This window comes from Sinorhizobium meliloti, assembly GCF_017876815.1.
Taxonomy (GTDB): domain Bacteria; phylum Pseudomonadota; class Alphaproteobacteria; order Rhizobiales; family Rhizobiaceae; genus Sinorhizobium; species Sinorhizobium meliloti.
In genome coordinates this window covers 448,786-467,096 of sequence record NZ_JAGIOS010000001.1, presented here as the reverse complement: position 1 = coordinate 467,096, position 18,311 = coordinate 448,786, and the positions used below count along the sequence as shown (strand labels likewise).

The following is an 18,311-nucleotide window of genomic DNA, read 5'->3' as shown; positions in this document are numbered from 1 at the left end:
CGCTTGTTGTACTTTTCCTCGGAGTGGCGCTGAAGGTCGCGCATCGTCCTGCCTATATGAAGATTCCGATCGCGCAGATCCGCCTGATAACGGCCGGCCTCGTTTACGGTCTTCCAAATATGTCGCGATGGTATCTTCATTGTCTTCCCGGAAATTCTTTCAATGCGAACAACGCCAAGCGCCTTTCGAAGGTTCCTCTCGCTTGCACGGGAAATATAAGTTCCGTTCTATTTGCGGTTCTCTTGGTTAATCAATGCTTTCTGAACCACGCAAACACCCTCGCGCCGCGCAGCCGGGGCCGATCCGGGAACAAAGGCGAGCCGACACGCGTTTCGATTTCGGTAGCGCAGACAAGGAGATAGCAGATGCTCTATTACGCTCTCGTGTTTCTGATCGTCGCGATCATCGCCGGTGTGCTCGGCTTCGGCGGAATTGCCGGCGCTTCGGCGGGAATTGCGCAGGTCCTGTTCTTCCTGTTCCTCATATTCCTCGTGATCTCGCTCGTAGCGGGTCTCATCCGGCGAACGTGAGCCTCCAGGCGGGGCTTGCCGCCCGCAAATTGGTGCCGAACGATAAGGGGTGGAGCTCTCGTCTCCACCCCTTTCCAGTTGCGGTGTGACGCTCTGTTCCCTTGCCCTGCCGGGCTCGCTTGGCTATTCATGCGAATACCCGCCGCGCATGTCAGGACACCACCTCCCACGAAATCCCTGGAAGTTGTCGTCGTGAAGTGACGCGGCACGGCGGTTTGACGGATAGGAGAGCATCTGCACATGAAGACGGACGTAGTGGTTCTCGGTGCCGGCATTGTCGGCATTTCCAGCGCGATCCATCTGGCTCGGCTTGGAAAGTCGGTGGTGCTTCTGGACCGGCGCGGTGCGGGGGAGGAGACGTCCTACGGCAATGCAGGCCTGATACAGCGCGAGGGCGTCTTCCCCTACGGCTTCCCGCACAATTTCGGAGCGCTTTTCCGTTACGCCCTGAACAACACGATCGACGCCAGCTATCACTTCCGTGCGCTGCCCAGTCTCGTGCCGTTCCTCGCGCGCTACTGGTGGCACTCGGGCTTCACCCAGCACCAGAAGATAGCCCATCTTTATGCACCGCTTATCGAACATTCGATCGCGGAACATCAGGACTTGATCGACGCATCCGGCGCCGGCGACCTCATTCGCAAGGATGGCTGGATGAAGGTTTTCCGCACCGAAAAGGAGCGGGACGCGGCCTATAAGGACGCAGAGCGGCTTTCCGCCGGCTTCGGAGTCAATCACCAGAAGCTTTCGACCAGCGAGCTGAAGACGATCGAACCATCCATCCAGGCCGAACTCGCCGGCGGCCTGCGCTGGACCGATCCGTGGTCGATCCGCGATCCGCACAGCCTGAACAAGGCATATCTCGCCTACTTCCAGTCGCTCGGCGGCCGGCTCGTTTCCGGCGATGCGGCGACGCTGGAGCATATTCTGGAAGGGGCGGGCTGGCGTGTCGCCACACCGGACGGCCCTTTGGAGGCCCGGGAGGTCGTCGTCGCGCTCGGGCCGTGGGCCGACACGGTGACGCGAAAGCTCGGCTACCATTTCCCGCTCGCCGTGAAGCGCGGCTACCACATGCATTATGGCATCAGGGAGGGCGCTCAGCTCAACAACTGGGTGCTCGACGCCGAGAAGGGATATTTCCTGGCGCCGATGCTGCGCGGTATCCGGCTGACGACCGGCGCCGAGTTCGCGTTGCGCGATGCGCCGAAAACGCCGGTGCAGCTGACACGAGCGGAGCGGGTCGCTCGCGAGTTCTTCCCGCTCGCCGAGCGGCGCGACGAGGAACCGTGGATGGGCGCGCGCCCCTGCACGCCCGACATGATGCCTGTTATCGGTAAGGCTCCGCGGCACGAAGGCCTCTGGTTCGCCTTCGGCCACGCGCATCACGGCATGACGCTCGGGCCGGTCACCGGCCGGGCGCTGGCACAGGCGATGACGGGTGAGAAGCCTGTGATCGACATCACGCCGTATCGGCCGGAGCGCTTCCTCGCATAGAGCGGTTTCCATCCGGAGGTCCTTATCCTTCATGGCTCAAGCTTTTTCCGTTCGGCGCCGGAACCAACCTGCGCTTCGCGTGTTTCTCCTGCGGCTGACCGCAAGAGTCGGCCCGCTTGGGCTTTGCCCGGCCGAGGGAGGAGTTTCAAACACGATGAGCAAGCAGACGGTGGAGTTTGCCGGCGAGGCTGTCGGCGCGCTGATTCCGGAGAACGGACGGTTGCGGTTCATGGCCGTGAAATTCAGCGTCTGGTCCCTGGAAGGCCAGCTGTTCGCGACGCCGGACGAAGCCCGCAAGGCCGTTGCTGTCATTCATGGCCTGAAGGAGGGGAGGGCGGTCTTCGATAACCGTCCGCTCCCCTTGGGCGGGTATCAAACAACCCCAATTTCCGAACTGCGCTGATCGAACCGCCATTGGCGGCTCCGATCAACGTTCGCGTATATCGTCCCGGTCTCGGGGCCGGTCTTCTCCTGCATCTTCATTCTTCTGCGACGTAGAACCCGTGTTGTAGAACTCGTCCGGTGCCTTCCACTGCAGCGCCACCTCCAGCCGGCCGAGGACAAAGAGCACGACGAGGCTCGCAACGGCGGCGAAGGCCGCGATCAGCCAGAAGCCGAAGCCGACCGAGAGACCGACGGCGCCGGCAAGCCACATGCCGGCGCCGGTCGTCAGCCCCTTCACCTCCCCCTTCGAAAAGACGATCATGCCGGCAGCGAGAAAGGCCACTCCCGCGGTTACGGCTTCCACGACGCGAATGGGATCGATGCGCACCTCGGGGCCGGAAAGGCTTTTCATGTGCACGCTTTCGATGGCGACCACCGCGAAGATCGCGGAGGCGAGGCTGACGAGAATATGGGTCCTGAGCCCTGCCGGCCGCTGCCGCTTCTCACGCTCGACGCCGATCATTGCGCCGAGCAGGACCGCGCCGAAGAGCCGCGCGAATATCACCGGATAAGGTGTTTGGGTATCGGCAAGGATGTCGGCAAAGATTTCGTTCATGAAAGACGAACCCGCTCCGTCACTCGACCCCTCGGGGAGGATCTAACTGCAGAAGAGCGGGATGGCGCGGCAAGCCGCTTCATCCCGCTCGACAAGGGGCGTTCGTCGTTCTACTGCGCAGGAGCGCTCTGCGGCTGTGCCGGCGTGGCAGGTGCTGCCGGTGCTGCCGGCGTCTCGGGCGCTGCCGGGGTCTGGGTCTCAGGTGCTGCCGGCGCCGTGGTTCCCCCGGCGGGCGGCGTCGCCTGGTCCGTAGGTGCGGCCTCATTCGTAGGCGCGGCCTGGTCCGTAGGCGCGGGTTGAGCGGCCGGCGGGGTGGCGTCGGACGGGGTCGTCTCGGTTTGGCCCGGCGCGACCGGCTCGTTCTCGGCATCCCTGGTCAGCTCTGCCGGAAGCCAGGCGATCAACGCGAGTATCAGACCGGCAAGAATGATGACCAGCAAAGGCCAGCTGCTACGGCGCGATCTGGTCACGGGCACTTCCGGGTCCCGCGGCGTCGGTTGGCCGGTGGCAGGATCGAGCGGCGGCTTCTCCCGCAATTCTTCGTGCTGGTTCATGGCATACATCCTTTCTCTCCGTCACCCCGCCTGCAAATTCGCCTTTGCATAGATCCCCAATCAGCATGACCCTAGGGGAGGGGTTCCGTACCACCGCAAGTAAATTGCGACCTTGTCGCGGGCCGGTGAGCACACGACGCAACGATTAACGTCCGAAAACCTGCAAGGTTCCGTTGTGTGCGGGACCGTGCCGCGCGTCCCGGACCACCTTGCCGGGAGGTCCGCAACCGCCGGTCGCGCCTTGTCATAAAACTGTCACAAAGGCAGCTGACCGTCCGCGGTGGCATGCTGGGGCATCTGTTGCGGAGGATCGAGATGGATGTCGAAGGCATCACCACGGCCAAAGCCCTGCCACGGGAGAGGCGAATACAGGGTGATTTCCACTACGCCCTCCTCGTCATCTGCTCCTGCATCGTGCTGTTGACGTCGATCGTCATCGCCGACCGGCTTTTTGGCATCGACTACTACGACCTCGTACGCGACCCCAACGCGATTGCCGGGCAGCCGAAATATTTCGGGCTGGTCTCCAATCTCGGCGTCATTCTCTGGTTTACGGGAGGGATCGCGGCTCTCCAGGCCTATTGGTCCGGAGCCGGCTACGACGCGCCGCATCTGCGACGCACGCTTCTCGCCGGCGGGCTCTTTTCCGGGTTGATGGGCATCGACGATCTCCTGATGCTTCATGAGGCGATTGCCACGGCCGGGGTCCCGGAGCCGTTTGTCCTTGTTCCCCATATGCTGTTGCTGGCGACGCTCTGTTATCACGCCTGGTTTATCCGCCGGAATATTCAGTGGGTCCTGCTTGCTGCCGCCGTCGCCTCGCTCGGCTGTTCCTTCCTGGTGGACGCGGTTTCGGAAAACTTCGCCGGACTGGTTTTCGTCGAGGAGGGCTTCAAGATCCTCGGCATCATGTTCCTGGCCGTCTTTCTCAGCCTCACGAGCCATGCGGCGCTGAAAACGAAGCGCCGCTGAGGCGCAAGTCCGTATGTGAATACGGGCCCGTTGCAGGCGTTTCCGAATCTGCTAGATCATGATGGTTTCAGGCCGTCGGCCTAAAGGCATGAACGTGATCGATTCTAGTAGGTTGAGACGCGGGATGCGGGCGGAAAACTGCACACACTTTTCCTCATCCCGCTCTAGCTTCACCATCCTCTGGGATAGGGGCTGAAGACGATGCAGATGGCGAGACTGGCTTGCACTGGTCTAATCCTTGCCGTTTCGGGGGCTGAGAGGCTCCACGCCGAGCCGCTTTATACGGTGGCCGACCTTGGAGCCGCGCTTGGCAGATGCTGGACTCCGCCGCAAGGCTTCAAGGATTCCTTCGTCACCCTCAGGTTCGGGTTCCGCGGCGACGGTACGTTGATGGGGCCGCCCCGGCCGACCGCGATCGAAGTGAACGGCGACGAAAAGCAGCGGCAGGCTTTCGTGACCGCCGCCACCGAGGCGCTGCAGAATTGCGTGCCGCTGGAGTTCTCGAAATCACTCTCCGATGAGATCGCGGGCAACGTGTTCACGCTGCAGTTCAAGTCGGCGGAGTGATCCGCGGAAGCGCCGGATCGGTTGGCGCTTCCCGTCTTGCGGAAATCAGCTTCAGCCATGGCGCCAGGTGAAAAACTGACATCAGCAAATACATGCTGCTCATTCCGCTCAGCAGCGAAGCACCTTGTATCGATGAGCAGATATCCGCATCACCGCCGGCGGTCAGAAGCGCCATGACCGCGAAAGCCGGTGCGGCGGCGAGGCCCAGCCAGTCGGCCAGGCCACGCGCGGCGGTACCCGTTGCGAGCCGCATCGGACGGTCACCCTTGGGCATATTCGTCGTGGCGGCGCCACCAGATGCCGTTCTCGTTGCGTCCCTTGGGGGTCCGGTCGAGCCACTGATACATGCCCCATAGCCCATCCAGTCCACGCGCATAACTGGAGTAGGTGTGGTAGACGATGCCGTCTTCGAGCGCGAAGGCGCTGACACCGGGCCTGTCGCGTGTATAGGTGGCGACGTCGGTCCCCGTCATGGCTGCGATCTGTGCGACCGGCCCCTCGCTGCCGCTTGCGTCCCATTCCCGGACTGTCCTGCCCGCGAGCGGCTCGGACGCCGGTTGCTCGGGGATTGGCGGCTCGCGGCGGAAATTATACTCGATGCCGCCCTCGCGCTGTTGTTGTTCGGTGAACCAGACGCAGAAATCACGGTTGAAGGCGCCGTCGTCCGAAGAAGCCCAGGGGAAGCTCCATCCCAGCCGTCGCTTATAGGCCGTGAGCTTCGCAAGCGGCGCGCGCGAGACCGCGGAGAAGGCGACGTCGTGGTTTTCGAGATGAGCGACGATCCCGTTGAAACCATCGGCGATCGCCAAACAGGACGGGCAGCCGGCGGTATAATCGGGCCCGAACATGAAATGGTAGACGAGGAGTTGCGAACACCCCTTGAAGAGGTCGCGCAGCGAGGCCTCGCCTTCGTCAGTCTCGAACCGGTACGCCTTGTCGATCCGTACCCAAGGCAATTCCCGGCGCCACTTCGCCAGCTCGTCGCTTCGCCGCGTCAGGTTCTTTTCGGCCTCGAGCAGGTCGAGCCGCGCAGCCAGCCATTCTTCCCGTGTTCCGATTGCATGTGCCGTCATCATTCTTCTCCTTTGGCCATTTGTCGTCGTACATTGCCCGGGGGCGGGTTGCTCGACCGACAGGAACCCAGACTAGAGCCGGAGATCGAACGGTGAGAGTGACAAGTGTGACGGGATTTCGATGGACTCGCTGATCACCGCTGCGGCACGGGCGCTCGCGGCCGGCGATCTTCTCGGCGTACTGAACCGCGTGGCTTTGCGCGACGACGCCCATGCGCTCGCGCTTCGGGGCATCGCGATGGCGCAGCTCGGCGATTTCGGCCGGGCGAAGACCCTTCTCAGAAGTGCTGCGCATGCCTTCGGCCAGAGGCAGGCGGTGGCGCGCGCGCGCTGCATCGTCGCCGAGGCCGAGATCGCTCTCGTCTCGCGGGATCTCGGCTGGCCCACGAAAACGCTCGAAGCGGCGAGATCGACCCTCGAAGCGCATGGCGACCACGTCAATGCCGCGCATGCGCGCAATCTCGAGGCCCGGCGCCTGCTTCTCATCGGCCGCCTGGACGAGGCCGAACGCGCGCTTGCGGAGCTCGACTCCGGCATGCCGCTCCCCCCGGCGACGCGGGCGGCCCGCGAACTGGTCATCGCCGGCATCGCCATACGGCGTCTGCAGGCGAAAGCCGCGCGGATATCGCTCGCCCGAGCCGAACGCGCCGCGCGCGAAGCCGACATCCCGGCACTGACGGCTGAGGTCGAAAGCGCATCGCTCGTGCTGGATGCGCCGGTCGCGCGCCTGATCGGCAGCGGCGGTGAGCGGTCTCTCCTCATCGAGGAAGTCGAAACGCTGCTCTCTTCCGGGGCACTCGTGGTGGATGCCTGCCGCAATGTGGTGCGGAACGAAAAGCGCGTGGTCTCGCTCGCCACGCGTCCGGTGCTCTTCGCGCTTGCGCGTGCGCTCGGCGAAGCCTGGCCGGAAGACGTGCCGAGAGCAACGCTCCTAGCGCGCGCCTTCCGTGCGAGACATGCAGACGAATCCCACCGCGCGCGGTTGCGCGTGGAGATCGGACGCCTTCGGGCAGAGCTTCGGTCTCTGGCGGAGGTGCGGGCGACGAAGCAGGGTTTCGCGCTCTCACTCCGCGCCGCCGGTGAGATCGTCGTGCTGGCGCCGCCCGTCGAAGACCAGCATGCGGCGGTGCTTGCCTTCCTTGCCGACGGCGAATCGTGGTCGAGCTCGGCGCTGGCGATTGCGCTCGGGGCGAGCCCGCGCACCGTGCAGCGGGCACTCGAGCAGCTTGCGTCGGCCGGCAAGGTGCAGTCCTTCGGCCGCGGACGGGCGCTTCGCTGGATGACCCCGCCCGTCCTGGGCTTCCCGACAGTCTTGTTACTCCCGGGCCCGCTACCGAGCGACTAGGATGCGAGACATTACAGCGACGAGGACGGAAAAATGAAACGATCGAAAGCAGAAATTCTCCAGGAATACGGACCTTTCCCGAATACCGGGCAGGTGGCCGGCGTCACCTTCGATGGCCGGCATGTCTGGTTCGCCTCCGGCGACAGGCTGAACGCCCTCGATCCGGAGAGCGGCAAGACGGTGCGCTCGATCGATGTCGCCGCACATGCGGGAACGGCCTTCGACGGTGAGCATCTGTACCAGATTGCAGAGGATCGTATCCAGAAGATCGATCCGGCGACCGGCCGCGTGCTTGCCACCATTCCGGCGCCTGCCGAGGGCGGTGATTCAGGCCTCGCCTGGGCTGAAGGAACGCTCTGGGTGGGCCACTATCGAGGGCGGAAGATCCACCAGGTCGATCCCGACACCGGGAAGATTCTCCGCACCATCGAATCCAACCGAGTCGTCACCGGCGTCACCTGGGTCGACGGCGAGCTCTGGCATGCCACATGGGAAGGCGACGAGAGCGACCTGAGGCGCCTTGACCCGGAAACGGGAGAAGTCCTCGAAACGCTCGAGATGCCCCCGGGTGTAGGCGTTTCCGGCCTCGAATCCGATGGCGGAGACCGGTTTTACTGTGGCGGAGGAAGCAGCGGGAAGGTGAGGGCCGTGCGCAGGCCAAGCCGGGTCTCCGCTTAGACGGTCCCCCGTATATGGACGGAAATGAAGGTCCCGGAGCGTTTAGAAGGGACAATCGCGTTGGCTCCGGGACCTTCAGACGACGTGGACGGCTGACGAGGATGCCGCCGTGGTCGTCTCAGAGCGATATGCGTCACGAGGAGCAGCGTGCAACGGTCCTAGGACCTTTAACCTTCCCGTGTAGGACCAAGGTCTGATGCCGCAGGCACGCCGGAACAAAGCTCTCGGCAGGCGATTCTTCATGAGAAGGGATTCGTAGCTGGAGTAGCTCTCATGACAATTGTACTCGTCAAGAGCTCCGTTGCATTGGGTGTTGCGGTTTTCTTGACCGCGGCTCCTGCCCAAGCGCAAAGCACAAACGAAATCAGCGCTGCCGATACGACCGTGGCGGCTGTCGCAGGGCCCGTTGAGGGTGCGGCGATCGATCCGCCGCCGCCAGGCGTGACGGAATACGTCGAACTGCAGCCATTTCCGCAACGGCCGCTTGTGCTGCAGGAACAGATATCCGTCGGCAAACCGGTGCCTGAAACAGTCTTTCTCAATACGGTTCCGGCCGACAGGCGCTATGGTTTTGCGGTGGTCAACGAGAAGCGCGTCATCGCGGATGTGAAGAGCCGCACCGTCGTGCAGGTGGTCAAATAGGCGCGGCGAGCGCTACAACGCCCCGCCGGTGACCGGGTTCACTTCGGGTTTCTCACTTGTGTCCTTTGCCCCTGGAGGCTGGACCGCTGGTGGTGCGATCGACTCCTCGTCCCGATGCTTCTTTCGGTTTGCCGGCTGACGGACGTCGGCTGGTTCCGACTGTTCCGGAGTGGCATTGGTATCCTTGGTACTCATCGTCTTCTCCTTTCGGCAGAAGGAGAACGGGCCAGCCGCGGCGTGGTTCCTGGTGCGGAGGAGGCGGTCGGCTCAGTATTCCTCAGGTGGCTTGTGGTGTCGGAACTGCAGCAAGAGCAGGACGTCGTAGGTGATCTTCAGCGCGGCGCAGATTAGGAACGGCCAAGCACGAAACGAAGCAGCGAAGAGAGCGCCTGCCAGTGCAGGGCTGACCGCTGCGGCGAGACTGCGCGGCACCGAGGTGAAGCTTGCGGCCGCGGCGCGTTCCGCCTCGGTCACGACCGCCATCACATAGGATGAACGCGTCGGAACATCCATTTGCGAGAGTGCCGCACGTATCAATAGCAAGGCAAGCGCCAGCGGCAAGGTAGGCGCGAATGCTGCCAGCATCAGGGCGATGCTCGATGGGATGTGAGTGAACACCATCGTGTTGATGAGGCCAACCCGCTTCGATAACCATGCGGCGACAGGAAAAGAGAAGGCCGACAGCACGCCCGACCAGAAGAAAAACACCCCGGCTTCCGCGAGCGACAGATTGAATTGCTCGAACAGCCACAGGGCGAGCAACGACTGCACCACGAACCCGCCAGCGAATGCATCGAGGCTGAACAGGGCTGCGAGCTTGAATACGATAGCGCGCGAAGGGCCAAGTGCTGCTTTCGCGGGCTCGCCGCGGGTGATGCGCGGAGGCATGCGGGCATAAAGTACTGCGCCAGCCAGACCTAAAAACGCGTAGACAACGAACATCAGCTTGATGGCGGTCAGTTGCCCGAGCCGAAGGTCGTCATGAAATCCGGTAGAGCTGCCGCGAGCGCCCCGACGGCGCTTGCGAGCGCTCCGGCGAGGCTGTAGCGAGCGAACATGCGCGTCCGCTCGGCACTCGCCACTTCGCGGGTAAGCACCGCATGCTCCAGTGGGACGAAGACGCTCACGCTGCCTGCCGATGGATTGATCGTACCTGCAAAGGCGACCACCAGCAGGAGCGCGTAATCATTGACGATAGACATGGCGACACCGGAGGCGACCATCAGGCCGGCGGCGGCCAGGAGCAAGCCGCGGAGATCACGGCGCGCACCGAGGAATCCGATCGCGATCGTCAAGAGTGCGGAGCCGGAGAGCGATGCGGTCGCGATGACGCCGACCTGCAGCGGCGAAAATCCCAAAGCAAGCAGATAGACCGGCAACAGAATGGCGACGAACCCGTCGCCAAAATCGCGTAAGGCGCGCGCCGCAAAAAGATAGGTGGCCGGATGAATGCTTTGCACCGCCTTCATACCTTCGCTCGGAGCGCCCCCTCCCTCGAGCCCTGCGCGCTTCTCAATCGAAGCGCTGCCGGATCGCGTTTTCGGGAGCTAGATCCACCCCATGAACAATCCATAGACGAGGCCGATGAGGGAGCAGCCGGCCAAGACTGTCAGCATGCCGATTTTGAACCGGAACACCGCGACAATCGCGCCGACGGTCAGGATGAGAGAGGCAAGGTTCACAGAACTCAGAACCGGCACATCGACCGTCATGCCGAATCCGCGCGCTTCATAGAGTTCGCGAAAGAGCACGTGCAACGCGAACCAGACTGCCAGATTGAGGATGACCCCGACGACCGCCGCGGTGATCGCCGCCAGCGCGGCGGACAGAGCCCTGTTGTTGCGCATCGTTTCCATGAACGGCGCGCCGAGGAAAATCCAGAGAAAGCAGGGCACGAAAGTCACCCAGGTCGTGAGCAGCGCGCCGAGCGTGCCGGCGAGCAATGGATGAAGCAGACCGGGGTCGCGGTAGGCGCCCATGAAGCCCACGAACTGAGTGACCATGATCAGCGGGCCAGGCGTCGTCTCAGCCATGCCGAGACCGTCGAGCATCTCGCCGGGTTTCAGCCAATGATAGTGCTCGACGGCTTGTTGAGCGACATAGGAGAGAACCGCATAGGCGCCGCCAAAGGTGACCATCGCCATCTTCGAAAAGAAGATCGAGATGTCGGTGAAGACATTGCCTGGGCCAAGCAACGCGACAAGTGCCAGCACCGGAGCGAACCACAAAAAGAGAGCGACACCGGCAACCTTGAGCGACCAGCTGATTGGGGGTCGTGCATGGGCCGGAACCTCTTCGCCAAGCGCGGTCTCGATATCAGCGACTTGCCTGCTGCCAACTTTTCCGTGTCCGTTCCCCGCCTGAAAGGCAGCCCAGCCGGCTCGACCGCCGACAAAGCCGATGAGACCCGCAGTGAGGACGACCAGTGGGAAGGGAGCGCGGAACAGGAAGAGCGCGATGAATGCCCCGGCGGCAAGGGCTATCATGGCACGGTTCCTGAGCGCCCGGCGGCCGATACGAAGAACCGCTTCGAGCACGATCGCCAGAACCGCGGCCTTCAATCCAAAGAACAGCGCCTGAACGGCGCCGACATTTCCGAAGATGGCGTAGATCCAGCTCAGCACCATGATGGCAACGGCGCCGGGGAGCACGAACAGGGCTCCGGCGACCAGACCGCCCTTGGTCTTGTGCATGAGCCAGCCGATATAGATTGCAAGCTGCTGCGCTTCCGGCCCCGGCAGCAGGGTGCAATAGTTCAGCGCATGTAGAAACCGGGTCTCGCCAATCCAGCGTTTCTCCTCGACAATGATGCGGTGCATCATCGCGATCTGTCCGGCTGGGCCACCAAAGCTCAAAGCCGCCACGCGTGCCCAGACCCGGAGCGCCTCGCCAAAGGAAATACCATGGCTCAAAGCCTGACCTTGAGCCGATGCGGTGGTGTTCTGTGCAGTTTCGGTCAATTCCACGCTCCCTTCTTCGGCGACGGCCATGTGTGTATCTCATCAGTCGCGTCACGGCACCAGCGCACGGCGATGAGGACCGGGCAGTTCGGGGTGCCTATGAAGCGGGCAAGCTTTTCGGGGGAAATTTCGAGAAGTGAAGACATGGCGCGTCCTCCGCCTGGCGGTTTATCGGACGCGATGCTTCGGCTGTCGCCTCGTGGGGTGATCGCAACCCCATGGAACGTGTTTTCTGGCCTTTGGCTGTCGTTGTCAAGCGATGGTCAATGGTCCGGATGTTTCGGGCTCCGCGCGCGATGATCTCTGCCATGGACCAGATGCGTCGACTGATAAGCGGCACCGACCGGCCGCCGGCGAGCGCCACCGGCGCCTGACCGGAAGATAGCCACGCGAGCTGCGTTCAGTACCGGTAATATCCATAGGCAGGCCGCGGCCCGCGCTTGCACTTGATCTCTTCCTTGTACTCGTCCTCGTCCCATTTCCGCTCGATCTTGCAGCGACCGCGGCGATACTCTTCCTTGTATGCTCTTCGTTCATAGCGTGGCTCGTCATGATACCCACGCCAGCGCCCGTGACCGCTTTCGTCTTTCCAGGGGTCGGCCAGCGCGTTGCCGGCGCACAGGGTGAGAGCCACGCCGGCCGCCGCTGCGATGGTCAAAAGCTTCATGGTCGGGCTCCTTCGTCGTATTCTCGTATGCCGGATCAACGCATCTCTGAGCGCTTAGTTTCGAAGATCGGCCCTGAACGCCGGATGAATGGCAGGCAACGACGATGCTGCGAGGAGAGGTATGGCGGGGCGCTCGACAAGCCCGCCGGTCAAGAGCGGCGGGCCTGTGTTCGCTGAAGAGCGTGGCGCTATACGGATGGTTTAGCCGTGCTCGTGTGTTTCCGCCTTTTTGGTTTGGCCGCCTTATCGGGAGCACGCTTTCCCAGCGGGACCAGTTCGATATGCGCAGGGTTGGGATAATGGTCCAACGCCGCTCCAGTCGCTGCGTCCACACCCATTCCGATGACGCCGCCAATCAAAACATTGCCAGCAAAACCGGCAGCACCCGCGCCGACTACTTTTGTCTTGATCTCGATGGACCCCTTTTTGTAACCATCTTTCTCAGCATATGCGGTGAACTCCGTGCGACGGTTGACTTCGATCGTGCATGGAGAACGAGGGCAGTACTTTCCTATAGAAGTACTTATACTTGCATCGCTGGGTGACGATGTAATGGTTACGTTTTCCGTGGTTCCGCGGGTGATGGATCCGCAACCTGACACCGCAACCATCACGGTCAGCGCCGAAAATATTCTTAGATTCATGTTGATAGCCCCGATTGCCCATAGGTTCTTACAAGAGCAATCAATCGCTCTTCCCCCCGATCTGTCTACAAGGAAATGCAACCGGAAGGAGATATTAACAACATGCTTCGCGGCGATGCTTGCGGCCCGCTGCCGGAGGAGCCCGGCACTGGGGCGGGAAGGGCGGCGAGGTGCCGTTGGATGCTAGATCGCTGCGGAAACATGCGGGCAACGGTTGGGGTCTGGTGCGGGATCGTCGGCTGAGTAAGACATTTCATTGAGCGGCAACAGCGTACAGCGCCGATAGGCGACGATAATCGCTTATTTAAGCAAAATGCATGCTAAGTAGCTGTTTTATCAGGGAAAGTGGTTGGCTGGGGAACCTGGATTCGAACCAGGACTAACGGAGTCAGAGTCCGCTGGTCTACCGTTAACCTATTCCCCAAGGCCCGCAGACGGTGTACCGCCGCGTCGGTGTGGCGGGCTTATAAACAAAAGAACGCCCGATGCAAATACCTTTTGCCAAAAAAATGCGGCCGGGCTGTGTCCTTCTGCTTCTGGGTTGAGCCTCGAAGTCCATCGGTCTCCGGCAACCGCAGGGAAGGGCGGTCGGGGTCGCCCGCTCCGCTATGGTTTCAAAAAAAGTTTGGCGAAAAGAAGCGGCGCTGGTACAGTCGCGCCAACGCAAAATCGAGAGAGCGCCTTGAGCGGCCGTCAGGCTTCGCGCGGCGCCATGGTTGAGACAAGTGAAAGACCCCGATCACGGCGAGAAGCCGTCTGAATCCGGGGCGTCGGCAGCAGACCGCAGCGAGGCGCGCACAGGCGCGCCGCGGGGCGGCAAGGGCAAACGGAGGCGGCGTAAGCTGTCCGGTTCCCCGTCTGCAATTGCCAGCGGATCCGGCCCGTCCGGGGAAGCAGGGCGTCCCGCAGCACTGAACGAGGCGGAGCCGTCGCGCAAGCGCAAACGGCGCCGGCGTTCGAAATCAGCAAGACCGCAAGATCAGTCCGCTGCCTCCGGTGCAAGCGCGCCGGCGTTGGATGCGGCGCTCAGCGACAAGAAGGGCGGCCAAAAGCGCAACAGGAAGGCGCGCCATCGGCGCGGCCTTCAGGGGCGGCCGCTGGCTTCCGCGGGCAACCCGACGACAAGCCTGCGGCCGGGCGGCCGGCCGGGCGAGCGGCCCGGCGGCCGGCCGGGCGAGCGGCCCGGCGATACTGCGCGGCCGCGGAACGGCGAAGCCGCCGCGCAACAGCAGGCGCGTCCGGAGAGGCTCGGTGCGCCGTTCGTCGCGCCGGGCGAGCCGCCGGCACCGCTTTATGCGGCACTCGACCTCGGCACCAACAATTGCCGGCTGCTCGTCGCGCAGCCGACCCGGCCGGGCCAGTTCCGTGTGGTCGATGCGTTTTCGCGAATCGTCCGCTTGGGCGAGGGGCTCGGCGCCAGCGGGCGGCTTTCGGACGACGCGATGGAGCGGTCGGTCGAAGCGCTCAAGGTCTGTGCCGCCAAGCTCGGTGCCCGCTCGATCCGCCGTCGCCGGCTGATTGCGACCGAGGCTGCGCGTGCGGCTGCCAACGGCGAAGCCTTCATGAAGCGCGTCGCCGAGGAAACCGGTCTCGAACTCGAGATCATCGATCGCGAGACGGAGGCACGGCTTGCCGTGTCCGGCTGCTCGTCGCTCGTCGACCGCGAAACCAGGTCCGTCGTGCTCTTCGATATCGGCGGCGGCTCGTCGGAAATCGCCGTCATCCGGATAGGCGAAAATCGCTCGAGCCGGCTTGCCAATCACATTACCCACTGGACTTCTCTGCCCGTGGGCGTCGTCACCCTTTCCGAGCGCCACGGCGGCGAGCATGTGACGCCCCAGAGTTTCGAGGTGATGGTGCGCGAGGTCGAGGCGATGCTCGCCGGCTTCGAGAGCCCCTCGGTCGACGCGCTGGCAAGCGGCTCCTACGGCGACGGCTTCCATCTGATCGGAACGTCGGGAACCGTGACGACGCTCGCCGGCGTGCATCTCGACCTGCCGCGTTACGACCGCCGCCGCGTGGACGGGCTCTGGCTTTCCGACGACGAGGTCTCGGCCATGCAGGCACGCCTGCTCTCCTGGGATTTCGCCGCACGTGCCGCCAATCCCTGCATCGGCCCGGACCGGGCCGATCTGGTGCTTGCCGGCTGCGCGATTCTCGAGGCGATCCGCCGCCGCTGGCCGTCGAGCCGCATGCGCGTCGCCGATCGCGGGCTTCGCGAAGGGCTGCTGACCGATATGATGGCGGATGACGGGGCCTGGCGCCGGGGGCGTCCGCGCCGTCATCAGCGCAGCTTCGGTTCTGCGCAGGCGGGCGAGGAACGGGTGAAGCGCCACGAAGGAACCGAGGCATGACGAAATCCCCGATCGGCGGCAATCGCAGCGGCCGCAAGCTCGGACAGAAGGTCAAGAAGGGCAAGCTCAAGGCGTCTTCGCGCCGCTGGATCGAGCGCCACATCAACGACCCCTATGTTCAGCGGGCGCAGCTCGAAGGCTACCGCGCAAGAGCGGCGTTCAAACTTCTCGAGATCGACGAGAAGCACAAGATTCTTGCCGGCGCCAAGCGCATCATCGATCTGGGCGCGGCACCCGGTAGCTGGTCTCAGATCGCCGCCAAGGTGACGAACTCGACCGATGCCGATCCGCGGGTCGCGGCGATCGACTTCCTCGAAATGGATCCGATCCCGGGCGTCCGCTTCCTGCAGATGGATTTCCTCGATCCCGAGGCGCCGGAAAACCTGAAACAGGCGATCGGCGGAGCTCCTGATATCGTCCTGTCCGATATGGCGGCGCCGACCACGGGTCATCGACAGACCGACCATATCAGAACCATGCATCTCTGCGAGGTGGCGGCGCATTTCGCCGTCGAGGTACTCGCGGAGGGCGGACATTTTCTGGCGAAGACCTTCCAGGGCGGCACCGAGCGCGACCTCCTGAACATGCTGAAGCAGAATTTCCGCCAGGTCGTCCATGTGAAGCCGGCATCGTCGCGTGCCGAATCGGTCGAGATGTTTCTGCTCGCCAAGGGTTTCAAGGGCCGCCATGCGCTTGAGAGCGACGAACCGGCAGAGGGTGCTGCGGAAGAATAGAGCCATGCTGCTATATGTGACCCTCGGCTCCAACGATCTCGAAACGGCGGGCGCTTTCTACGATCGGGCGCTTGCGCCCCTCGGCCTGAAGCGCCGCAAGGAGGATGAGGTGGAGATCGGTTACGGCGCGGAGGGTGACGTCCGCTGCCGGCTTTGGGTGGTGACGCCGTTCAATCGCGAGGCCGCGACGATCGGCAACGGCTCGATGGTGGCGCTCGAAGCGGAAAGCCGCGCGGCGGTGGACGCCTTCCATGCCGCGGCGCTCGCCGGCGGCGGCACCGATGAGGGCGCGCCGGGGCTGCGCCCGTTCCATGCCAATTTTTATGCGGCTTACGTCCGTGACCCGGACGGCAACAAGCTTTCGGCGGTCTGCGAGCGGCCGGAATAGGAGTTGTGCGGCTTGCTTGAAAGGGCAGGGGCGGAGCGCCCCCCTGACAGTGCTGCCTAATCAGACCCTGCGGCAGATTATTTGCCGGCAGCCGTCGTTTCCACTTCCCGTACTGCCAGCCGATGCCCCGAAACCGAGGCGCCGGCATTCTTCGCCATGGCGATGAAGGGGATCGCCGCCAGAAGGTTGGCGATGGCAATGATCATGAACGCGACGTGAAAGTCTGCAAGCTCAAGCGGCTTGCCGCTGAGCGCCGTCTCGAATTCGAGAATGGCGCCTGCGACTGCGACCCCCAATGCGAGACTGATCTGCTGCAGTACGGCGCTCATCGACGTCGCCTTGCTGGCGTCGGCATCGTCGATATCGGCGAAAGAGAGTGCGTTGACGCCGGTGAAGAAGAAGGACCGGGCGAAGCCGGCGATCAGCAGGACGGAGATCAACAGGAGATAGGGTGTCGCCGGCGTGAAGAAGCCGTTGGCGAAAGTCGTGACGGCCGCGATCACGGCGGCGATGAGCAGCGTCGTGCGGAAGCCGGCGAAAGCGAACACGCGGCGCGCGAGGAACTTCGTGGTGATGGCGCCGACGGCGCCGACGAAGGTGATGAGGCCCGACTGGAACGGGCTGAGACCAAAGCCCACCTGCAGCATCAGCGGCATCAGGAAAGGCACAGCGCCGACGGATATGCGGAAGATCGTGCCGCCGATCGACGCGGCGCGGAAGGCGCCGTCGCGGAAGAGCTTGAGATCGAGCACGGGCGCCGGATGCCGGCGCGCATGGAAGATATAGAGGAGCGAGGCGGCGACGCCGGCCGACACGGAAGCGATACCGATCGCCGGCGGCAGGGCCGGCAGGCTGATGACTGAGAGCCCGAAGACCACGCCGGCGGCGGCAATGCCCCCGAGCAGGAAACCGATGATATCAACCGGGGGCGGATTTCGCCGCTCCATCTCGGGCAGGTAGATGCCGGAAAGAAAATAGCCGACAATGCCGACCGGCACGTTGATCAGGAAGATCCAGTGCCAGGAGAAATAGGTCGTTATGAAGCCGCCGAGCGGCGGGCCTGCGAGCGGTCCGACCAGTGCGGGGATCGTCAGCAAAGCCATTGCCGAGACAAGCTCGCTTCGTGGCGCACTGCGGACAAGGACGAGCCGCGCGACCGGCGTCATCATGGCACCGCCCATGCCCTGCAGGAAGCGCGCAACGACGAAGGCGAAGAGGCTATCCGCCACCGCGCAAAAGACGGAGCCCGCGATGAAGACGAGGATCGCCGCGCGGAAGATGCGCTTCGCGCCGAACCGGTCCGCCATCCAGCCGCTCAGGGGAATGAAGATCGCCAGCGCCACCATATAGGAGGTCAGCGCGAGCTTCAGCGTGATCGGCCCGACACCCATGTCGCGCGCGATTGCCGGCAGCGATGTCGAAATAACGGTTGAATCCATCTGCTCCATGAAGAGAGCGACGGCGAGGATCAACGGGACGATGCGGTTCATGAAAGGCGCCTTGGGGCTGTCACTGCGGGCGTTAGCCGCATTGGTTCTTAATTCGAAATCGATTTGAGGACAAAATCATCAGAACTCGTGCGCGCGGGTCGCGGGTAAGGGGTTCCGATGGCTTTGTCGGGGCGAAACCGGAGATTGAAGATCAAATGCGTGTGATCCCTCCTGTCCATTTCTGTCAAGGCACTACTTCTCGCCTGTGATCACCGGCGC

Annotated in this window: 21 protein-coding genes, 1 tRNA gene and 1 pseudogene; 11 read left to right on the top strand and 12 right to left on the bottom strand. The window is 63.3% G+C overall.

Annotated features, from left to right (window positions below):
• Nucleotides 1-365: 365 nt before the first annotated feature.
• The 3 genes from JOH52_RS02260 to JOH52_RS02250 all read left to right on the top strand — a co-directional run bounded on the left by JOH52_RS02260 (nucleotide 366) and on the right by JOH52_RS02250 (nucleotide 2,427).
• The gene (locus JOH52_RS02260; RefSeq protein WP_003527150.1) at nucleotides 366-530 is read left to right on the top strand and encodes a DUF1328 domain-containing protein; all 165 of its coding nucleotides are present in this window, start codon (nucleotides 366-368) and stop codon (nucleotides 528-530) included.
• A 240-nt stretch (nucleotides 531-770) separates the two neighbouring features.
• Nucleotides 771-2,024 carry an NAD(P)/FAD-dependent oxidoreductase gene (locus JOH52_RS02255; protein ID WP_003527152.1) on the top strand — a complete coding sequence of 418 codons (1,254 nt, stop codon included), beginning with the start codon at nucleotides 771-773 and terminating at the stop codon, nucleotides 2,022-2,024.
• A 154-nt stretch (nucleotides 2,025-2,178) separates the two neighbouring features.
• Entirely contained in the window at nucleotides 2,179-2,427 is a 249-nt protein-coding gene (locus JOH52_RS02250) for a hypothetical protein (protein ID WP_010968780.1), read from the top strand.
• Between the two features lie 24 nt (nucleotides 2,428-2,451).
• Here JOH52_RS02250 and JOH52_RS02245 read toward each other — a convergent pair whose 3' ends face one another.
• Together JOH52_RS02245 and JOH52_RS02240 are read right to left on the bottom strand one after the other, a co-directional pair.
• Nucleotides 2,452-3,024 carry an MgtC/SapB family protein gene (locus tag JOH52_RS02245; protein ID WP_010968781.1) on the bottom strand — a complete coding sequence of 191 codons (573 nt, stop codon included), beginning with the start codon at nucleotides 3,022-3,024 and terminating at the stop codon, nucleotides 2,452-2,454.
• Nucleotides 3,025-3,134: 110 nt separating this feature from the next.
• Nucleotides 3,135-3,587 carry a hypothetical protein gene (locus JOH52_RS02240; RefSeq protein ID WP_014526621.1) on the bottom strand — a complete coding sequence of 151 codons (453 nt, stop codon included), beginning with the start codon at nucleotides 3,585-3,587 and terminating at the stop codon, nucleotides 3,135-3,137.
• 306 nt (nucleotides 3,588-3,893) lie between these two features.
• Between JOH52_RS02240 and JOH52_RS02235 the strand changes: the two genes are divergently transcribed.
• On the top strand, nucleotides 3,894-4,550 hold the full coding sequence (locus tag JOH52_RS02235) for a hypothetical protein (RefSeq protein WP_010968783.1): 657 nt from the start codon (nucleotides 3,894-3,896) through the stop codon (nucleotides 4,548-4,550).
• A 201-nt stretch (nucleotides 4,551-4,751) separates the two neighbouring features.
• Nucleotides 4,752-5,117, top strand: a complete 366-nt coding sequence (locus JOH52_RS02230; RefSeq protein WP_010968784.1) for a hypothetical protein — start codon at nucleotides 4,752-4,754, stop codon at nucleotides 5,115-5,117.
• Here the strand turns inward: JOH52_RS02230 and JOH52_RS02225 are convergent.
• Nucleotides 5,101-5,370 carry a hypothetical protein gene (locus JOH52_RS02225; protein ID WP_013844061.1) on the bottom strand — a complete coding sequence of 90 codons (270 nt, stop codon included), beginning with the start codon at nucleotides 5,368-5,370 and terminating at the stop codon, nucleotides 5,101-5,103. The two genes, JOH52_RS02230 and JOH52_RS02225, sit on opposite strands and share 17 nt — an antisense overlap.
• Nucleotides 5,371-5,377: 7 nt before the next feature.
• Nucleotides 5,378-6,190 (bottom strand): DUF899 domain-containing protein, encoded by an 813-nt coding sequence (locus tag JOH52_RS02220; RefSeq protein ID WP_164855810.1) that lies wholly within the window; start codon nucleotides 6,188-6,190, stop codon nucleotides 5,378-5,380.
• Nucleotides 6,191-6,311: 121 nt separating this feature from the next.
• On the opposite strand from JOH52_RS02220, the gene JOH52_RS02215 reads away from it, so the two are divergent.
• From JOH52_RS02215 to JOH52_RS02205, 3 genes are all read left to right on the top strand, one after another.
• Nucleotides 6,312-7,535, top strand: coding sequence for a hypothetical protein (locus JOH52_RS02215; RefSeq protein ID WP_010968786.1), 1,224 nt, complete (start codon nucleotides 6,312-6,314; stop codon nucleotides 7,533-7,535).
• Between the two features lie 33 nt (nucleotides 7,536-7,568).
• A complete protein-coding gene (locus JOH52_RS02210) occupies nucleotides 7,569-8,213 on the top strand; it encodes a Vgb family protein (RefSeq protein ID WP_010968787.1) in 645 nt (214 codons plus the stop codon).
• 273 nt (nucleotides 8,214-8,486) lie between these two features.
• Nucleotides 8,487-8,855 carry a DUF1236 domain-containing protein gene (locus JOH52_RS02205; protein WP_010968788.1) on the top strand — a complete coding sequence of 123 codons (369 nt, stop codon included), beginning with the start codon at nucleotides 8,487-8,489 and terminating at the stop codon, nucleotides 8,853-8,855.
• Between the two features lie 12 nt (nucleotides 8,856-8,867).
• Here the strand turns inward: JOH52_RS02205 and JOH52_RS02200 are convergent, their stop codons facing one another.
• The 7 genes and pseudogenes from JOH52_RS02200 to JOH52_RS02170 form a co-directional block, all read right to left on the bottom strand.
• Nucleotides 8,868-9,050, bottom strand: a complete 183-nt coding sequence (locus JOH52_RS02200; protein ID WP_013844062.1) for a hypothetical protein — start codon at nucleotides 9,048-9,050, stop codon at nucleotides 8,868-8,870.
• A 72-nt stretch (nucleotides 9,051-9,122) separates the two neighbouring features.
• A pseudogene (locus JOH52_RS02195) lies at nucleotides 9,123-10,324 on the bottom strand (MFS transporter).
• A 78-nt stretch (nucleotides 10,325-10,402) separates the two neighbouring features.
• Nucleotides 10,403-11,845: a chromate efflux transporter gene (chrA, locus tag JOH52_RS02190; RefSeq protein WP_010968790.1), complete on the bottom strand. Its 1,443-nt coding sequence runs from the start codon at nucleotides 11,843-11,845 to the stop codon at nucleotides 10,403-10,405.
• Nucleotides 11,812-11,961, bottom strand: a complete 150-nt coding sequence (locus JOH52_RS02185; protein ID WP_013844064.1) for a hypothetical protein — start codon at nucleotides 11,959-11,961, stop codon at nucleotides 11,812-11,814. The genes chrA and JOH52_RS02185 overlap by 34 nt, the downstream gene beginning before the upstream one ends.
• Before the next feature lie 254 nt (nucleotides 11,962-12,215).
• The gene (locus tag JOH52_RS02180; RefSeq protein ID WP_010968791.1) at nucleotides 12,216-12,482 is read right to left on the bottom strand and encodes a hypothetical protein; all 267 of its coding nucleotides are present in this window, start codon (nucleotides 12,480-12,482) and stop codon (nucleotides 12,216-12,218) included.
• A 188-nt stretch (nucleotides 12,483-12,670) separates the two neighbouring features.
• Nucleotides 12,671-13,126, bottom strand: coding sequence for a hypothetical protein (locus JOH52_RS02175; protein ID WP_013844065.1), 456 nt, complete (start codon nucleotides 13,124-13,126; stop codon nucleotides 12,671-12,673).
• A 350-nt stretch (nucleotides 13,127-13,476) separates the two neighbouring features.
• Nucleotides 13,477-13,550 (bottom strand) — tRNA-Gln (locus JOH52_RS02170).
• A gap of 301 nt (nucleotides 13,551-13,851) precedes the next feature.
• On the opposite strand from JOH52_RS02170, the gene JOH52_RS02165 reads away from it, so the two are divergent.
• Genes JOH52_RS02165 through JOH52_RS02155 form a run of 3 tightly spaced genes read left to right on the top strand, consistent with a single transcriptional unit; the run spans nucleotide 13,852 to nucleotide 16,602 of the window.
• On the top strand, nucleotides 13,852-15,480 hold the full coding sequence (locus JOH52_RS02165; RefSeq protein ID WP_014529061.1) for a Ppx/GppA phosphatase family protein: 1,629 nt from the start codon (nucleotides 13,852-13,854) through the stop codon (nucleotides 15,478-15,480).
• Complete coding sequence (locus tag JOH52_RS02160; protein ID WP_010968793.1) at nucleotides 15,477-16,214, top strand: RlmE family RNA methyltransferase; 738 nt, start codon at nucleotides 15,477-15,479, stop codon at nucleotides 16,212-16,214. The genes JOH52_RS02165 and JOH52_RS02160 overlap by 4 nt, the downstream gene beginning before the upstream one ends.
• A gap of 4 nt (nucleotides 16,215-16,218) precedes the next feature.
• A complete protein-coding gene (locus JOH52_RS02155) occupies nucleotides 16,219-16,602 on the top strand; it encodes a VOC family protein (RefSeq protein WP_010968794.1) in 384 nt (127 codons plus the stop codon).
• A gap of 77 nt (nucleotides 16,603-16,679) precedes the next feature.
• Here JOH52_RS02155 and JOH52_RS02150 read toward each other — a convergent pair whose 3' ends face one another.
• Nucleotides 16,680-18,092: a DHA2 family efflux MFS transporter permease subunit gene (locus JOH52_RS02150; protein ID WP_003527196.1), complete on the bottom strand. Its 1,413-nt coding sequence runs from the start codon at nucleotides 18,090-18,092 to the stop codon at nucleotides 16,680-16,682.
• Between the last annotated feature and the right edge of the window lie 219 nt (nucleotides 18,093-18,311).

Excerpts from the sequence above, each read along its gene's own strand:
- JOH52_RS02205 (WP_010968788.1), top strand. The coding sequence starts at position 8,487 with ATGACAATTGTACTCGTCAAGAGCTCCGTTGCATTGGGTGTTGCGGTT.
- chrA (WP_010968790.1), bottom strand. The coding sequence starts at position 11,845 with ATGGCCGTCGCCGAAGAAGGGAGCGTGGAATTGACCGAAACTGCACAG.
- JOH52_RS02215 (WP_010968786.1), top strand. The coding sequence starts at position 6,312 with ATGGACTCGCTGATCACCGCTGCGGCACGGGCGCTCGCGGCCGGCGAT.
- JOH52_RS02230 (WP_010968784.1), top strand. The coding sequence starts at position 4,752 with ATGCAGATGGCGAGACTGGCTTGCACTGGTCTAATCCTTGCCGTTTCG.
- JOH52_RS02160 (WP_010968793.1), top strand. The coding sequence starts at position 15,477 with ATGACGAAATCCCCGATCGGCGGCAATCGCAGCGGCCGCAAGCTCGGA.
- JOH52_RS02175 (WP_013844065.1), bottom strand. The coding sequence starts at position 13,126 with ATGAATCTAAGAATATTTTCGGCGCTGACCGTGATGGTTGCGGTGTCA.
- JOH52_RS02235 (WP_010968783.1), top strand. The coding sequence starts at position 3,894 with ATGGATGTCGAAGGCATCACCACGGCCAAAGCCCTGCCACGGGAGAGG.
- JOH52_RS02250 (WP_010968780.1), top strand. The coding sequence starts at position 2,179 with ATGAGCAAGCAGACGGTGGAGTTTGCCGGCGAGGCTGTCGGCGCGCTG.
- JOH52_RS02220 (WP_164855810.1), bottom strand. The coding sequence starts at position 6,190 with ATGACGGCACATGCAATCGGAACACGGGAAGAATGGCTGGCTGCGCGG.
- JOH52_RS02210 (WP_010968787.1), top strand. The coding sequence starts at position 7,569 with ATGAAACGATCGAAAGCAGAAATTCTCCAGGAATACGGACCTTTCCCG.
- JOH52_RS02240 (WP_014526621.1), bottom strand. The coding sequence starts at position 3,587 with ATGTATGCCATGAACCAGCACGAAGAATTGCGGGAGAAGCCGCCGCTC.
- JOH52_RS02245 (WP_010968781.1), bottom strand. The coding sequence starts at position 3,024 with ATGAACGAAATCTTTGCCGACATCCTTGCCGATACCCAAACACCTTAT.
- JOH52_RS02260 (WP_003527150.1), top strand. The coding sequence starts at position 366 with ATGCTCTATTACGCTCTCGTGTTTCTGATCGTCGCGATCATCGCCGGT.
- JOH52_RS02155 (WP_010968794.1), top strand. The coding sequence starts at position 16,219 with ATGCTGCTATATGTGACCCTCGGCTCCAACGATCTCGAAACGGCGGGC.
- JOH52_RS02255 (WP_003527152.1), top strand. The coding sequence starts at position 771 with ATGAAGACGGACGTAGTGGTTCTCGGTGCCGGCATTGTCGGCATTTCC.
- JOH52_RS02225 (WP_013844061.1), bottom strand. The coding sequence starts at position 5,370 with ATGCGGCTCGCAACGGGTACCGCCGCGCGTGGCCTGGCCGACTGGCTG.
- JOH52_RS02180 (WP_010968791.1), bottom strand. The coding sequence starts at position 12,482 with ATGAAGCTTTTGACCATCGCAGCGGCGGCCGGCGTGGCTCTCACCCTG.
- JOH52_RS02150 (WP_003527196.1), bottom strand. The coding sequence starts at position 18,092 with ATGAACCGCATCGTCCCGTTGATCCTCGCCGTCGCTCTCTTCATGGAG.
- JOH52_RS02200 (WP_013844062.1), bottom strand. The coding sequence starts at position 9,050 with ATGAGTACCAAGGATACCAATGCCACTCCGGAACAGTCGGAACCAGCC.
- JOH52_RS02185 (WP_013844064.1), bottom strand. The coding sequence starts at position 11,961 with ATGTCTTCACTTCTCGAAATTTCCCCCGAAAAGCTTGCCCGCTTCATA.